Here is a 15,704-nt window from a genome sequence, read left to right as displayed (position 1 = left end):
AAATAACAAATAAAAAAATAAAGAAAAAAATAAAGACACCCACTTAATAAATGGCGATTGTAATTGTAGTAATTCAAACTTAAATGACACCCATAACAATGACTATATTTGCAGTATTACCATGAGGAACTAGTATTCTATAAGGAACGTGATATCTGAGGTATTTATGGCTACTGCAAGAAATCGACAAATCAGTTTAATGGACACTCACTACTATCATTGTATATCACGATGTGTAAGACGTGCCTATTTGTGTGGTGTGGATGAATATACGGGTCAATGTTATGAACACCGTAGAAAATGGGTTGAAGATAAGCTAATGAGTTTGGCATCACTCTTTTTTATAGATGTGTGCGCTTATGCAGTAATGAGTAATCATACTCATATTATAGTGTATGTAGATAGTAAAAAGGCGGAAAGAGTAAATGATAGAGCGGTTGCAATTCGCTGGCATAAAGTTTTTAAAGGTTCTGAATTAACACGACGTTTTGCTAAAGGTGAAAAGCTAGCGTCTTTTGAGATGAAAATAGTTACAGATAGTATTGCGCAATATCGTTCAAGGTTAATGGATATTAGCTGGTTCATGCGCTCTTTGAATGAATATATAGCGCGAAAAGCAAATAAAGAAGATGACTGTAAGGGGCGATTTTGGGAGGGACGGTTCAAATCCCAAGCTTTACTTGATGAAGCCGCATTATTAGCATGTATGGCGTATGTTGATTTAAACCCAGTTCGTGCAGGTATTGCTGACACACCGGAAAATTCAGATTTCACGAGTGTTAAAAAGCGTATTATTTCGGCCACAGCAGGGAAACAGCCCAAATCATTACAACGTTTTTCAGGGATGACAACACAGCATATGGTGAAAGGTTTACCTTTTGAGCTAACTTCCTACCTTTCTCTTGTTGATGTGACTGGGCGCTATATTCGTCCTGATAAAATAGGTTTTATAGCCGCCGATCTAACCCCTTTGCTTGAAAGGTTGCAAATAACCCCCGAAAACTGGTTGAAAGTTACCAGCAAATTTACCACCATTTTTCACGGCGCTGTTGGAAGACCGGAGTCGTTAAACCTGTTTTGTGAACATCAGCACTTTAAGCGACGAACGAATCTAACGAATTGTGAAAAATTACTAGCGTGATAAAGTAGCCAATAATACATAACTTATTAATTCAGGTTTTTCTGATACCTAAAAATGCAAACGTCTAATATTTACCTGTCATTTTAATAAAAGTCTTTTTTGAAAATAACTACAGGTTTTAATTGTTTGGTTGATTGCCCCAATCAGGATGTTTGTAATTTCATTTTTATTTTGAATGGGTGTCAAGTTTATATTTTGAATGGGTGTCAAGTTTATAAATAATTTCTAGATGGGTGTCAATTAGATCTTTATTTAATTAGATCTACGTATGTAAGTGAAGCGTCGGCTCCACTTACTCTTGTCAGTTGGTTAGTGCAGTTTCATTTTTGGTCTAACGACCCTAAGTACTTTTTCGCTGATCCATAATGCAAAGGTTTTGGCGCTGCCGTGGATAGCGCGTTGGTGCATGCGATACAGTGAGATATACATAAAGCGGGCTATCTTGCCTTCAATAAAAAAGCTGTTACTGGTGAGATTTCCCATTAAGCTCCCCACGGTACTGTAGCGTGACAAATTGACAAGTGAACCATGATCACTGTATTCAAAGCCAGTTAATGGCTGTTGGCGCAGTGTCGCAATTAAGTTTTTTTCAACACATTGTGCCATCTGGTGAGCTGATTGTGCACGAGGTGGTACTAACTTGCCATCTTTTTGAGTAAACGCGCAACAGTCGCCTAATACAAAAATGGTGTCATCGTTATTACTTTGCAAATAGTCGTTCACCATGATTTGGTTATTACGAGTTAGTTCAAAAATCCCGAGCTCTTTAATAAAATCAGGGGCTTTTACACCCGCTGCCCATACCATAATGTCAGCATTGATCTGTTCATCATCTTTAGTGATGAACCCCTGATTTGTTGCCTGCTTTACTTGGGTGTTTTCTCGAACTTTAACACCAAGCTTTAGTAGTTCTCTTTTCGCTGAGTTTGCTATACGCTCTGGTAAAGCGGGCAAAATACGTGGGCCTGCTTCGATTAAGTGAATGTGTAAACGCTTTGCTGACATATTTGTCAAACCATAAAGTTTTAATAAGTCAGAAACATGATACAGCTCAGCTGAGAGTTCAACGCCTGTAGCACCACCACCAACAATAGCAATATTTAGCGTATGTTGTGGGTCGTCGTCTTGGTGTAACCGAGTAAAGTTATCAAGTAGCGCGTGTTGAAAGCGTTCTGCTTGTTGGTTTGAATCAAGATAAAAGCAATGGTCTTTAATTCCGGGTGTATTGAAGTCGTTACTGACGCTGCCGATGGCAATCACCAAGTAGTCATAATGAACGGTACGCTGTGGTAAAATTTGATGGCCAAGTTCGTCATTAAAGGCACTGAGTGTGATGGTTTTATTGGTGTTATCGAGGTCGCAGAAAGTCCCCAGTTGAAAGTTGTAATGGTGTTTCGCGGCATGGGCTGAGTAAACTACGCCATCTAAATTGGCATCAATAGAACCCGTTGCCACTTCGTGCAGTAAAGGTTTCCAAATATGGGTGCGATTTTTATCAATTAATAGAATATCTGCTTGTTTTTTCTTGCCTAGTTTATGCCCTAATTGCGTTGCCAGCTCTAAGCCACCGGCACCGCCACCGATGATCACGATTTTAGGATGTGTGGTTATCATTTCATTGCCCTCAAAAGAATTATACCTAAATGCTCTTATGATAAAACGTATAGAACACTTAGGTATTGAGCTGAACAAAAATATTCAAAATACCTTTTCAAGCAACGCATTTATAATGCGCCTTTTCCCACGACTTGTCAGTAAAATTAATGGGAACAAATAGATAAGCCAAGAAAATAAAGCAAAAAAAAGTTACCATGGCAAACATTGCATTTTCAAACTATGATTTCCTTTATTAGGGAATATAAATGAAGGGAAATATTATGAGCGGATCGATAGTTTCTTCACTTGAGCAACACTTTGGTTTTAGTCAATTTCGCCAAGGTCAGCAGCAAACCATAGAACAACTGCTAAATAACCAATCATCATTGGCAATTTTTCCTACTGGATCTGGTAAGTCATTGTGTTATCAGTTAACCGCATTACATTTACCTAATCTAACGCTGGTTGTTTCGCCATTACTTGCGCTGATGAAGGACCAAATTGGTTTTTTAAATAATAAAGGAATTTATGCCGCTAGCCTTGATTCGAGTCAAACCACAGAGCAAAGTCATACAGTAATGAGCGATGTGCGTGCCGGTAAAGTGAAAATTTTAATGGTGTCGGTAGAGCGCTTTAAAAACGAGCGATTTCGCGAATTTATTAATCAAGTGGCTATTTCAATGCTGGTGGTTGATGAAGCACACTGTATTTCTGAATGGGGCCATAACTTTAGGCCTGATTATTTAAAGTTACCGCGCTATCGTGATGAGCTCAATATTCCCTTGGTATTATTATTAACGGCCACCGCCACTAAAAAAGTAAAGCGTGATATGAGTGAACGTTTTGCAATTGCGCCTGAGTGTATTGTACAAACTGGGTTTTATCGAGCTAATTTAGACTTATCGATACTCAGCGTGAAAAGCGCTGATAAAGCAAATACATTGGCTAATATTGTGCGCGAGCAAACGGGCCCAGGGATTATTTATGTGACCTTACAACATAGTGCAGAGCAAGTCGCTGAAGCGCTTAGCCGCCAAGGCTTACACGCTGTGGCTTATCATGCTGGGCTTGAAGATACCCTGCGTTATGGTATCCAAGATGATTTTATAGCGGGTAAAATTAATGTTGTGGTGGCCACGATTGCGTTTGGTATGGGGGTGGACAAATCAGATATCCGTTTTGTAATTCATTACGATTTACCAAAGTCGATTGAAAACTATAGCCAAGAAATTGGTCGTGCGGGGCGAGATGGACAACCATCGCAGTGCTTTACCTTAGCTAATTTAGATGGCTTAAACACGGTTGAAAACTTTGTTTATGGCGATACCCCAGAGCTTAGTGGCATCGAACATGTGATCAACGATATTCGTCAGCATCTAAGTGACCATCAAAAAGACAATCAACAATGGGAAATGCAAGAATACAGCCTTTCAAGTGATAGTAATATTCGCCAATTAGCGCTTAAAACCTTGTTAGTACAACTAGAAATGCAAGGCGCGATCACCCCACTTTATGCATACTACGCTGATTTTAAATATAAATTTTTGGTTGATAAAGCCGCTTTACTTAGCCATTTTGATACGGCACGCCAAGCATTTTTACAGTTAATATTTAGCCATACCCAGTTTAAAAAAATCTGGGGTACACTTAATTTTGATACTCTAACTCAAGCAGCTCAAGTTGATAGAAAACGCGTTGTTGCAGCGCTTGATTATTTAGCTGAGAAGAATTTAATTGCGCTGGAAACCAAACGGATTACCCAAGTCTATCAAGTACATAATGAGGTGATCAATAACCCTGATCTGACTCAGCAATTACACAGTTATTTTGTTGATAAAGAGCAAGCAGAGATCAAACGTATTGCCGCACTTATTCGCTTTTTTGAGCTGAAAAGCTGTTTAAGCTATAACCTAGCTCGTTATTTTGACGACCATCAAGCGCCACAGCAATGCGGGCATTGCTCAGTATGTAGAGACCAAGCTGTAACACTTGAGTATTCATTAGAGCATCGTTTTGTTGACGATGCTGTAATTTATCAAAAGGTTGATGAGTTACTTAGTCACCTAGTCAATAAAGGTATACATAATATAGGTATTGAAACCCAATGCCGTTTTTTAGCGGGAATGAGTATGCCGTTATTTGCCCGCAATAAAGTACGCCAACTCAGTGGCTTTGGTTTGTGCGAACAGCAACGCTATAATGAAATAAAAGCGAAACTACTGGCGCGTTAGTTTTGCTCGTGTATGCTAAGCGGCTAACATTATTTTAGTAAGCTGCTATGCCTCAAACCGTTATCCCCATAGACAATATAATTCCTATTGAAACAGTTACTAACGCACCGGAGCCGGTTACCTGTGCTAACTGCCAAGCATGTTGTTGTCAGTTGGAAGTGCGCATAGTGACTGATACTGGTGTGCCGTTTCATTATATTGAATATGATAAATGGGGGAGCGAGGTTATGAAACGCGCCGATGATGGTTGGTGCCAAGCGCTCGATCGAAACACCTTAATGTGCTCTATTTATGAAAACCGCCCACTGGTTTGCCGCGAATTTGAAATGGCGTCAGGGGAGTGTATAACTGAGCGTGAATTGGCGGGCATTTAGTTTTTAACTGATGCAGTTGTTATTATCGTCTAGTAAAATAATCGCCTAGTAAAATATGCGAGCTCGGGCTAACAATAACTGATCCCGAGCTCAGGTTGATTAGCCAATCGATAATGGTGCGCTTGGATACCTTAGTTTCCTACAGCGAGGACTCGCTAAAAAGTAGGCAATGGTTAAGGGGCCAATTCTTCCCATAAACATTAAAAACATAATGATAAATTCGCCTAGTGGCGAAAGAGAAGCAGTTAAACCCCGCGACAACCCTACAGTGCCAAGTGCAGACACAGCCTCAAAGGCGACATCTAAAAAAGGCGCATCTTCAACAATTAGTAACGTAAAAATAGCCAGCCATGTTATACCCGCTGAAACAAGGGTTAAAGCCAGTGCTTTATAAACAGCTTCTTTGTCGATTTCTCGGCGTAACACAGTAACGCCTTTATCGCGGCGTAAGTAGCTGTAAGTGGCTAAAATCAACACCACAAAAGTAACCACTTTAATACCGCTGGCAGTACTTAAAGAGCCGCCACCAATAAACATTAGCATCATTATTAATGCGCTACTGGCATTTCTTAGTTCTTCTATAGCAATGGTATTAAAACCCGCTGTACGCGGTGTTACGGCTTGAAACCAAGCAGCTAGCCATTTACCAGCTTCTGACAAGGGTTGCAGTGTTTTTGGATTGTCATATTCAATAACGTAAATCAGCACCAGCGCGACAATATTAATGATAGCCGTGCTGAGCAGCATCAACTTACTATAGGTACTAAGGGCTGCCCAACGTTTTGCTTTATACACATCCATGAGTACTGTAAAACCTAGGCCACCGATAATAAACAAACCAGTAATAGTGAAATTGATCACGGGATCGTCAACATACTGCATCAGGCTATCAGGGCTAAGCGCAAATCCCGCATTATTAAATGCACTAATGGTATAAAATAGTGCCTGAAAAAAGCCAGTTTGTAAGCCCAGCTCTGGGAGCCAGTACAGAGTTAAAATAACAACACCGAGTGACTCTACAATGATGGCAAAAAGCAGCACTGATTTTGCCGTACTCAAAAGTGTTGATGTATCTGTTTGATTAAAAGCGGCTTTAGTCACTGTTTTTTGAATAAAGCCAACTTTGTTACCCAGTGCTAGCAAGGTTACCACTGCAAATGTCATCAAACCCAAACCACCAAGTTGAATTAATAGCGCGATCACCCCTTGGCCAAAAGGCGTAAATGCGGAGCCTGTATCTACCACAACTAATCCGGTGACGGTTACCGCCGATGTTGCAGTAAAGGCACTTTGTATCCACGAAATAGGTTCATTAGTGGCAAAAGGCAGCTTTAATGCTAAAGCCCCCAGTGCGATCAATATCAAAAAGCTGCAACATAAAATAAGCGGCGGCGCAGCATTGATTTTTTTATTGCCGCTAGGGCTGCGTTCGATAGCGGTTTTTAGTGGATGCCATAAAACCATGGTTATAACAGCCTTGGCGCAAGATAATTTAATTGTACACGGTTACCAGATAACAGCAGCGTGTCGTATTCGAGCAGCTCAAAGTCATCCGTTAATTTTACAAATGTTTGTTTGCCTCGTTTAACCAGTAGCGGATCAATTAACGCTTTTATTTCTTTTAGTAAATGGCCTAATTGTGTTTGATGTAAATGCGCTTTGATACTCACTTCTACCACGTATAAACCATTACCCAAGGAAATATAATCATTCACTATTGGGTAGTTAAGCGCTTGTGCAACGCGTACTCCCATTTCTTCTTCTGGGTGAATAATACGTGTGACACCCAACTTTGAAATAATCGTATGATGCGCTTTGGTGCTGGCTTTAACCCATATTTGTTTAACCCCTAGATTTTTTAGTGCTAAGGTACACAGTATGCTGGACTGCATATCTTCACCAATCGCAACTAAGACTGCTTCACTATTTGCTAAATCGAGCTCTTTTAACGCCGCTTCATCCGTTGAATCGCATACCACTGTCTCTGATAAGTGCTCAACATATTTTTCGGCGAGTTTTGGGTTACTATCAACGCCAGTCACAGTGTGCCCTAAATGGATCAACTCAAGACTTGCTGCAATGCCAAAACGGCCTAAACCAATAACTGTAAAATGTGCCATATTATTCCTTCGTTATTTTTTCAAAAAGCTATGAGTAACAAGTGCAAAAACAGTGAAATATTCTAACCGACCCACTATCATAGCGACCGAGAATATCATCAATACGCCTTATCAAATACCTATAGCAGGCAGCCCGCAATCACTAAAGTTGAGTTGAATATACGGGATCCAATAGTAAAGTCAGCTTTGCACTGCAAAGCTTTATAAAGGTTTTATAAATGAGATAAAAAACTTTATAAAAACTTTATAGAGGCAATATTGAAAAGGCAGTAACCTATGTAATTAATTGTCAGAGGAATCGTTAATGAACCAAGTGCAGGGCAAACCTAGCAAATACAAAGCATTTTTTTTGGCGGTGATAATGCCAAACATTGTGGTTATGGTGATTTATCCGCTACGAGATTGGTTTTCGACCACCGACATTGTGATGTTACAGCTGTTATGGGTCGCATGGGTTGCTGTACGCAGCAATCGATGGGTTGCAGCCATTACCACCTTGGTCAGTGTAGCGTGTACAGATTGGTTTTTTGTTACTCCGTATTTTACTTTTCATATTGAAAATATTGAGTATCTAGTCACCTTTATAGTGATGCTCATTGTGGGATTAATGATCAGCCAGTTAGCAGGCGAATTAAACACGAAGGTGCGAGATGTGCAATTACACGCGAGCAATAGTCGGCTACTTTATGAGCTAGCTAAAGGATTAAATAGTTTAGACACACTGGATGAGCAAAAGCAGTATTTTCAGCAACTTATTAGCGAACATTTGACCATTACTTGCCAGTTTCAACAATCACATCAGCAATCTGCTGGCGAATTTATGCTATTGAGTGACAAAGAACAAAACTTGGGTGGGTTTGCTTTTACAGCGTTACTGTCAGAAGGACAAAGGAGCTTCGTAAATACCGCAATTTCATTGTTGTATCAGGTACATGAGAAAACTTTACTGAGGCAGCAGTCGGCGGCTATGTCAGTTCAAGCTGAACTTGAGCGCGCTAAAAATGCATTATTACGCAGTTTATCCCATGACTTGCGCACGCCACTGGCAACGATTATGGGCGCCTCAAGCATGTTGGCTGATGATGAGATCACACTCAGTGAAGCGATAATAAAAGAGCAGGCCGGTAATATTTATGAACAAAGTAAAATTCTTAATCAGCATTTTGACAAGGTGATGGAGCTAAGCCGAGTAAATAAAATGGGCGAAAATCTGTGCTGGCAAACAATTAACTTACAAGCTTTGCTAAGCGAAGCAAAAGCGCGTAGGCAACAGCAATTAGCGCATTTAGTGGTAACAACAAATATTGATGCCAATTCGAGCTGCCAAGGCGATGTGACCCTATTAGAAATAGCACTGGCAAATATGCTCGAAAATGCATGGCGTTACGGTGATGGTGAGGTGGTTGTTGAATTTACCCAAAACCGTTACGAGTCAGCGGTGAATTATCAATTACTATTGAGCAATAAATTAATTAGCAAGCCACAAGCAAGTGCTGATGAAGGTGTAGGGCTTGGCAGTGTAATTTGTGATGTGGTTGCTAAGTTTCATCAAGGCACATTTTCACTGACGATAGATAACGATACAGAAATGGCTCTGGCAAAATTAATCTGGATAAAAAATAATGACTAAGATCTTAATACTTGAAGATTCTCCGCCGTTGCAAAGTTTTTTAAAAACTTTGCTGCAAGCCAGTGGCTATGAGCTGAGCATTTGTGATAAAGGGCTGGATGGTTTTGCACTTTTGAGTGAGCAAAGTTATGACCTTGTATTGTTAGATTTAGGGCTTTTGGATATGGATGGCCAAGACTGGCTGCTTGAGTTTAGGCAATGGAGTCAGTTACCGGTATTAGTGCTATCAGCGCGTGATGGTGAAATTGAAAAGGTTACAGCGCTTGATAATGGTGCCAATGACTTCCTTACAAAACCTTTTAGCGCCAATGAACTATTAGCGCGTATTCGGGTGTTACTGCGTACTAATAATCAAGTCAGTTTTGCGTTGCAATGTGGTGACATCTATATCGACCCAAATAAGCATATTGTACGTGTTGGTGATAATGAGATTAAGCTGACTAAAAAGGAATATGCAATCTTACTGTTATTATTTCAAAATAAAGATAAAGTACTAACTCATAATGCAATATTAAGCCATATATGGGGAGAGCAATATATAAATCGTCCTGAATATGTGCGTGTGCATGTGGCGCAGCTAAGGCAAAAATTAGAGGCAAATCCCGCAAGCCCAAAGTATTTACTTACTGAGCCTGCGGTAGGATATAGATTAGTAGATTAAGATGTAAAGGGGCTTTACATCTTAATCTACTTTAAAATAACTAATATATTGTTTTTTAAAGATAAACTGGTTTCTTTAGACATACTGGCAATTTCCTCTACGCCCGCACCGGCAACGGAGGCTCAGGTTAATTAAATTACCTATTAAACTAATTTAGTCGTACTTTGCCTCTAACTCATTAGCGGAATGAAATTTCTCGTGAGTTTGTAATTGCTCATCGTATTTAACGAGATTTTTAAAATGTGCTAGTTGGCCTGCATTTTTAACAATTTCAACAATAAATGACATCATAAAATCAGCACCAGTTAGAGAGTCACCCACTAAGTAACGCTTACCTTCTAAGCGGTCATTAAAGTAATTAATAACTTTGGCGGTTTCTGCATCGGCATAACCTTCTAAAAATTGCGTTTTAACGCCATCTTTTTGCACAAACATTTTTAATAATAGCGGTAAAATTGCGGAGCTTTCAGCAAAATGTAGCCATTGCTGATAATCAATATAGTCTTTGCTGCCTCGGCTTGGCGCAAACTTGCCATTACCGTATTGAGTAATTAAATAGTCGGTGATCGCACCTGACTCAGCAATAATTTGACCGTTGTCTTCAATCACCGGGGATTTGCCTAGTGGATGAATCGCTTTAAGCTCATCAGGAGCTAAAAATGTTTCGCTGTTGCGTTGATAAGCAACAATTTCGTAGTCAACATCTAGCTCTTCAAGTAGCCAAATAATACGTTTAGAGCGTGATTTATTTAAATGATGTAATCTGATCATGGTTATCCTCAAAGCCTTATATATGAATTTGTTTAGAGATCATTTGACCCATAGCGTACTCATGCGATCTGGACTATATAGTCGCTCAGTGACATTAACTAAAGGTAATACGGTGTAAAACACATTTACGCTCACATTTTCATAATTAAATCATGGATCAGCCTAATGATATCGCAAATGTTTTGATTTCATCATAAGTCTAATATAAAAAGCGCACCGGGCAGGGTGCGCTTTAAGGGTTTAATCCTGTGTTGCTATGAGCAATTGGGAGTTAACTAAAAACTCGGTGAGTAACGTACTGCAACGCCCACTGTACGGCCAATCACGCTGTAATCACTGACGGTATTAAAATGGTTTGCACCAATGTCAGGTGTTGGTGGTGCTTTGTCAAATAGGTTATCGATGCCAAAGTTAACCGCGAGAGTGTCGGTTGCTTGCCACGATGTGGCAAAGTCCATGTAGTCTTGTGCTGAAATTGTTTCTGCTCTATCTACAGCGTAGTCTACTGCACCGATTCTGCGCCAGCCTAATTGGAAGTTCATGGTATCTAGCTGCCAATCAAAGGTGGCGCGGTGTTTATAATCGGCTTGTAAGATACTCGCAAAATCGCCTGAACACGCGCTACCGTAAGTGCCTTTACAATCAATTTCGGCTACGGTGCTATTATTTTGGCGAGTTTGTTTTGTTACAATGTTACCTTGATATGAGAGCCTAAAGCGACCGCCTAAAGCCATTGGTGCATCAAATACATAGTTGGCTGCTAAATCGATACCAGCTTGTTTAATCGCAGCAAGGTTAAAGTCATTTACGATCGCGGTGCTAATAAAGCCTGTATTAGGATCGCGAAGTACTGCGCCACACAATGGGTTATTCGGATTTGGATCGTCGATATAACAGCTTTGTAATGCTGCAGCAGGTTGAATTTGACTTACTGCATCGGTTACATGAATGCTGTAGTAATCAACTGATAGGTCAAAGCCCTCAATGTAACTAGGGGTATAAACTACACCTAAAGTATCTGATCCTGCTTGTTCCGGCTTGATGTTCGGATTACCGCCATAAGTATATTTGGCTGTTGTTGAGTCATACTCAGTGCCTACTGGCGGTGCGCCAAAAGCGGCACATTGCGCTGCATCCCCCGTACCTAGCAAGCATGGGTCGCCATTAAAGCGACCAGCAAAGCGTGGTACAAATTGGTCACTAGTTTGGTCAAATAAAGCTAATGATAACCCTGTGATCGGACTTGCGAATTCCCCCAAGTTTGGTGCTCTAAATGCAGTGAGCTTATTCGCACGAATACGAATATCATCATTAATTGCCCAGTTAATGCCGAGTTTATAGGTGTCTTCGGCTTCAGTGTTTGAGTAATCAGAAATGCGGTAAGCACCTTCAAAGCTAAGTTCTTTTGCAAATGGCATATCAATTAGAATTGGTACTAATAGCTCTGCATAAAACTCGCGACTGTCAAAGCTGGCATCCATATCAAATGCGCTAACTGAGGCAAAGCTAGTGCCATTTCTAAATGCATCTCCTGGTGTTTGTTTGCCGGTTTCTTTGCGGTACTCATAACCAATTGCAAAATCGACATAACCGGCAGGTAATTCAAATAAGGCACTAGAATCGCCAGAGAGAGTTGCAGCAAATACACTTTGAGTACGTTCACGGGTGGTATATAACAGTGGGTCGCTAAATTCATTTAAATTTAAGTTAGGATCAAAAATATCGCTGCTATTAGCAATATTGCCAAAGCGACTATTGCCACTGCTATCATTTTTATAGCCATTGTTGTAAATTGCAGCGACTTCGTCAGTTTGACCGTATTGACCATAAATGTCGTAACGTAAGTAATCGTTAATATCGCCTTTTAAACCCAGTTGAAATTGCAATGAATCGCGCACGGCTTCAGTATACTGAACGCCAAGGCCTAAATTACGTTCAACGTTGACTAGCGCATTGCCATCAGCATCAAACGTGAGTTGCTGGCGTAGTTCATCAGGAATATATTGGTTATCTTGCGTGAGGGTCACTTGCTCATTAACAAAAATAGGTGTTTGGCCGCTAGCGCCGGAGCCATTAACGGTTACTTTTGAATACATAGCGCGGCCGTAAATGATTGCGCTGTCGCTGGCATCCACATCAAATAATAACCCAGCAGAAATTCTATCCATTGGCTGAGTTAAATAACGGTCGCCGGTAAAGTCACTGGTTTGACGGTCGCTCACGACTTGCCCTGCATCATTTATCGCTAAACTGTTGCCGCTGGCAACATCGGTATAATAACCGCCGCTATTAATCATAGTAGCGCCGTTTTCTAAGGCATAATCACGTTCACCAGCAAGTAACTCTTTACGTTCAGAATAACCAAGATAGCCAGTAATATGGCCACTACCATCAGCTATATCGCCACCAAAAATGGCTTCAAAATTAAGTTTTTCATTGCCACCATCAGCTGTTTCATAACTACTTGAAAACTCGGCGCCGGTAAAGTCATCATCAAGTACAAAGTTAACCACGCCTGCAACGGCATCAGCACCATAAACTGCAGCCGCACCGCCAGTTAAAACATCAACACGTTTGATCAAACCGGCAGGAATTGTATTGACGTCAACTGAGTTACGAAAACTAAATGGCACAGCGCGCGTACCGTCAATTAATACCAAAGTTCGGTTTTGACCAAGACCACGTAAATCAATAGTCGATGAGCCAAATGAGTCACCTACCGTTGCACCTGTACTATTAGCTCCCGCTGCGGCTTGTGGTAACTTTGCGGTAATATCTTCTACATTAACCGCGCGATCTAGGTGTATTTGTGCTTCATCCACACTTACTACCGGGCTGCTTGAAACTAATTCCGTGCGCTGAATACGCGAGCCAGTAACCGTAATTACTTCAGGCTTTTTTTGCTGCACTTGTTGCTGTTCAGCGGCCAATAAAGCAGGGCTAGTAGTGGCAATAACTGTCAGTGCAATTGGCGATAGCAGGTGGAGTGGGCGCATTGAGTTAGGTTTGCGGTGTTTCATAGTCTGTTCCCGTGGTTATGTATTTTTTGCTATTATGAGTTTTATCGTTGTCGGTACACTCTGTGTGTTAATAAGTTTTAAAACATTCCTAACGTATTTGCAATAATTATTCTTTCAATATTCAAGGTTAAGGTATAAAGTATTCTTTAGTTTAAAATGAATGTACATTTGTGAGTGTTTTGATTTTTAAGGGTAAAAATAATGCATCAGCATATATTACAACTGTATAACAGTGCTAAGAAACAACAAAGATTAATAATTGGTCTGATGAGTGGGACTTCATTAGATGGGTTAGATGTAGCATTGTGTAAAGTCTCAGGTCATGGCATGGACACTCAAATTGATGTGTTAGCCTTTCACACCGTTGATTATGATGGTGACTATAAACAGAAAATAAAAACAGTATTTTCCAAGCGTAAATGTGATTTGGAGTTAGTTACTTTACTTCACCCTTGGGTGGGGCAATTACATGGCAAAATGGTTTTACAATGTCTAGCTAAATGGGGAGTGGATGCGGCTGAGATTGATGTAATAGCGAGTCACGGGCAAACGATCTACCATTGTCCAAAAAACCAGCATAAGCAAACTGATTTTAATCATGGTACGTTACAAATAGGTGATAGCGACCATTTAGCGGTTACCACAGGTATTACCACGATAGGGGATTTTAGACAAAAGCACATTGCAGCGGGTGGCGAAGGCGCACCACTTGCGGTATATGGCGACTATTTATTTTTTAGTAGCCTAACTGAAAATCGCATATTACTGAATATGGGTGGTATTGCTAACCTGACTTTTTTACCACAATCTGCTGATGCGAGCGCTGTATTTAGCTCTGATATTGGCCCAGGTAATACCATTATGGACGCTTATGTACAGCGTCATTTTGCGCCGCTTCAGTATGATAAAGATAGTTTAATTGCCAACCAAGGCCAGATAAATCAGCCGCTGTTGGATGAGTTATGCCAAGATGAATTTTTTTATTTAGACTTTCCCAAGACGACAGGCCCTGAAGTTTTCAATTTGGCTTATTTACACCAAGCACAAACGATAACTAACACCCTCCAGCTAAGTCACGAGGATGTGATGGCAACACTAAATCGATTTTCGGCGATGATGATTGCACAGGCTATTAATCAATGCAGTGAAAAATTAGCCGATGTTACAGTTTATGCTAGTGGTGGGGGAATACATAACCCACTGCTGATGAAGCATATTTTATCTTTGTGTCCACAGTTACATGAGATTAAAAATACCCATGCTCTAGGTATCGACCCAGATGCGAAAGAAGCAGTATTGTTTGCGATTTTAGCGAACGAATGTTTAGCAGGTGGCCAGCAACGTTTTGGTAATCAAGCGCAGGGCATTCCCATCATTACTATGGGTAAAGTCAGCTTTGCGGATTAAAATAATGATAAAAATGAACTACTAAAACTTGTCATATATTGGCGCAGTGAATGACTTTTAGACGCCAGATCTGGCTCGTATTGTGGTAGGTAACCTGCGCCATACTGCTTGATTGCGGCATCAAATTCAGCACTGTCTTTGAGGGTAGCATGTAAACCATGCAGCATTAATTGCAGCACATATTCGTTGCTTTCATCGCTGATAGTTATTTCTTCAAGTGTCAGCGCAACCGTACCTGTTTCTATATCGATTTGACGCAGTGTGTATTGTATAAAGTAACGCGCATCACGCGCTGCAATATGTGTTGCACTTAATGAGATAATGTCGCCTTCATGTGCATCTTCAGGTAATACACAAAGCAGTGTAATTTCATGCTGTGCGTTTGCATTTAGATGCAGCGTATCGTACTCCATAGTATGTGCCATGGCAGCTGAGAGCGGATCTTCAAATGATTGCAGTGCAAAGTTCAAGCGCACTAAAGGAGTGGTCATTAAAGTCAGTCGTCTTTTCTAAGTTAATTAAATCGAATAGAAATTATCCTATAGTTTAATTGCAGATTTATGACTAGTTGAACGTATTTTCATCATTTTTAACTTGGCGTGCTAAAGCAATGCAAACCATTACAACCGATCTTCCGCACCCACTTTAAGAATAAATTTTCTGATACTGTTTACCCAAACAATCAATGATGGTTTGATTGCGCGCTTCCAAATTGGCAACGATAGGAATTTTGTCTGGTAAATATATAATGCT

12 protein-coding genes are annotated in these 15,704 nt (G+C 40.4%); 6 read left to right on the top strand and 6 right to left on the bottom strand.

Annotation, left to right across the window (positions count from 1 at the left end):
* Positions 1-166: 166 nt before the first annotated feature.
* Entirely contained in the window at positions 167-1,141 is a 975-nt protein-coding gene (locus tag HHO47_RS12720; RefSeq protein ID WP_169020631.1) for a transposase, read from the top strand.
* Between the two features lie 309 nt (positions 1,142-1,450).
* On the opposite strand, the gene HHO47_RS12715 is transcribed toward HHO47_RS12720, so the two are convergent.
* Positions 1,451-2,755 carry an NAD(P)/FAD-dependent oxidoreductase gene (locus tag HHO47_RS12715; RefSeq protein ID WP_169020630.1) on the bottom strand — a complete coding sequence of 435 codons (1,305 nt, stop codon included), beginning with the start codon at positions 2,753-2,755 and terminating at the stop codon, positions 1,451-1,453.
* A gap of 263 nt (positions 2,756-3,018) precedes the next feature.
* Between HHO47_RS12715 and HHO47_RS12710 the strand changes: the two genes are divergently transcribed.
* Together HHO47_RS12710 and HHO47_RS12705 are read left to right on the top strand one after the other, a co-directional pair.
* The gene (locus HHO47_RS12710; RefSeq protein ID WP_169020629.1) at positions 3,019-4,968 is read left to right on the top strand and encodes a RecQ family ATP-dependent DNA helicase; all 1,950 of its coding nucleotides are present in this window, start codon (positions 3,019-3,021) and stop codon (positions 4,966-4,968) included.
* Between the two features lie 47 nt (positions 4,969-5,015).
* Complete coding sequence (locus HHO47_RS12705; RefSeq protein WP_169020628.1) at positions 5,016-5,342, top strand: YkgJ family cysteine cluster protein; 327 nt, start codon at positions 5,016-5,018, stop codon at positions 5,340-5,342.
* 99 nt (positions 5,343-5,441) lie between these two features.
* Here HHO47_RS12705 and HHO47_RS12700 read toward each other — a convergent pair whose 3' ends face one another.
* Both HHO47_RS12700 and HHO47_RS12695 read right to left on the bottom strand, forming a co-directional pair.
* Positions 5,442-6,806 (bottom strand): TrkH family potassium uptake protein, encoded by a 1,365-nt coding sequence (locus tag HHO47_RS12700; protein WP_169020627.1) that lies wholly within the window; start codon positions 6,804-6,806, stop codon positions 5,442-5,444.
* A 2-nt stretch (positions 6,807-6,808) separates the two neighbouring features.
* Positions 6,809-7,462, bottom strand: a complete 654-nt coding sequence (locus HHO47_RS12695) for a potassium channel family protein (RefSeq protein ID WP_169020626.1) — start codon at positions 7,460-7,462, stop codon at positions 6,809-6,811.
* A 304-nt stretch (positions 7,463-7,766) separates the two neighbouring features.
* Here HHO47_RS12695 and HHO47_RS12690 point away from each other — a divergent pair, with 304 nt between their 5' ends.
* Both HHO47_RS12690 and HHO47_RS12685 read left to right on the top strand, forming a co-directional pair.
* The gene (locus HHO47_RS12690; protein ID WP_169020625.1) at positions 7,767-9,092 is read left to right on the top strand and encodes a DUF4118 domain-containing protein; all 1,326 of its coding nucleotides are present in this window, start codon (positions 7,767-7,769) and stop codon (positions 9,090-9,092) included.
* Positions 9,085-9,753 (top strand): response regulator, encoded by a 669-nt coding sequence (locus HHO47_RS12685; protein WP_169020624.1) that lies wholly within the window; start codon positions 9,085-9,087, stop codon positions 9,751-9,753. The genes HHO47_RS12690 and HHO47_RS12685 overlap by 8 nt, the downstream gene beginning before the upstream one ends.
* A 153-nt stretch (positions 9,754-9,906) precedes the next feature.
* Here the strand turns inward: HHO47_RS12685 and HHO47_RS12680 are convergent, their stop codons facing one another.
* The gene (locus tag HHO47_RS12680) at positions 9,907-10,524 is read right to left on the bottom strand and encodes a glutathione S-transferase family protein (protein ID WP_169020623.1); all 618 of its coding nucleotides are present in this window, start codon (positions 10,522-10,524) and stop codon (positions 9,907-9,909) included.
* 275 nt (positions 10,525-10,799) lie between these two features.
* Positions 10,800-13,544 carry a TonB-dependent receptor domain-containing protein gene (locus HHO47_RS12675; RefSeq protein WP_169020622.1) on the bottom strand — a complete coding sequence of 915 codons (2,745 nt, stop codon included), beginning with the start codon at positions 13,542-13,544 and terminating at the stop codon, positions 10,800-10,802.
* 201 nt (positions 13,545-13,745) lie between these two features.
* Here HHO47_RS12675 and HHO47_RS12670 point away from each other — a divergent pair, with 201 nt between their 5' ends.
* Positions 13,746-14,951, top strand: coding sequence for an anhydro-N-acetylmuramic acid kinase (locus HHO47_RS12670; protein WP_169020621.1), 1,206 nt, complete (start codon positions 13,746-13,748; stop codon positions 14,949-14,951).
* Here HHO47_RS12670 and HHO47_RS12665 read toward each other — a convergent pair.
* Positions 14,948-15,442, bottom strand: coding sequence for a hypothetical protein (locus HHO47_RS12665; RefSeq protein WP_169020620.1), 495 nt, complete (start codon positions 15,440-15,442; stop codon positions 14,948-14,950). The two genes, HHO47_RS12670 and HHO47_RS12665, sit on opposite strands and share 4 nt — an antisense overlap.
* Positions 15,443-15,704 lie beyond the last annotated feature (262 nt).

This window comes from Pseudoalteromonas arctica (assembly GCF_012927645.1).
Taxonomy (GTDB): Bacteria; Pseudomonadota; Gammaproteobacteria; order Enterobacterales; family Alteromonadaceae; genus Pseudoalteromonas; species Pseudoalteromonas arctica_A.
The sequence above is the reverse complement of the archived record's forward strand: the minus strand, read 5'-3'. Positions and strand labels throughout refer to the sequence as shown.

Coding starts and splice junctions, on each gene's coding strand:
- HHO47_RS12720 (WP_169020631.1), top strand. CDS start 167: ATGGCTACTGCAAGAAATCGACAAATCAGTTTAATGGACACTCACTAC.
- HHO47_RS12715 (WP_169020630.1), bottom strand. CDS start 2,755: ATGATAACCACACATCCTAAAATCGTGATCATCGGTGGCGGTGCCGGT.
- HHO47_RS12710 (WP_169020629.1), top strand. CDS start 3,019: ATGAGCGGATCGATAGTTTCTTCACTTGAGCAACACTTTGGTTTTAGT.
- HHO47_RS12705 (WP_169020628.1), top strand. CDS start 5,016: ATGCCTCAAACCGTTATCCCCATAGACAATATAATTCCTATTGAAACA.
- HHO47_RS12700 (WP_169020627.1), bottom strand. CDS start 6,806: ATGGTTTTATGGCATCCACTAAAAACCGCTATCGAACGCAGCCCTAGC.
- HHO47_RS12695 (WP_169020626.1), bottom strand. CDS start 7,462: ATGGCACATTTTACAGTTATTGGTTTAGGCCGTTTTGGCATTGCAGCA.
- HHO47_RS12690 (WP_169020625.1), top strand. CDS start 7,767: ATGAACCAAGTGCAGGGCAAACCTAGCAAATACAAAGCATTTTTTTTG.
- HHO47_RS12685 (WP_169020624.1), top strand. CDS start 9,085: ATGACTAAGATCTTAATACTTGAAGATTCTCCGCCGTTGCAAAGTTTT.
- HHO47_RS12680 (WP_169020623.1), bottom strand. CDS start 10,524: ATGATCAGATTACATCATTTAAATAAATCACGCTCTAAACGTATTATT.
- HHO47_RS12675 (WP_169020622.1), bottom strand. CDS start 13,544: ATGAAACACCGCAAACCTAACTCAATGCGCCCACTCCACCTGCTATCG.
- HHO47_RS12670 (WP_169020621.1), top strand. CDS start 13,746: ATGCATCAGCATATATTACAACTGTATAACAGTGCTAAGAAACAACAA.
- HHO47_RS12665 (WP_169020620.1), bottom strand. CDS start 15,442: ATGACCACTCCTTTAGTGCGCTTGAACTTTGCACTGCAATCATTTGAA.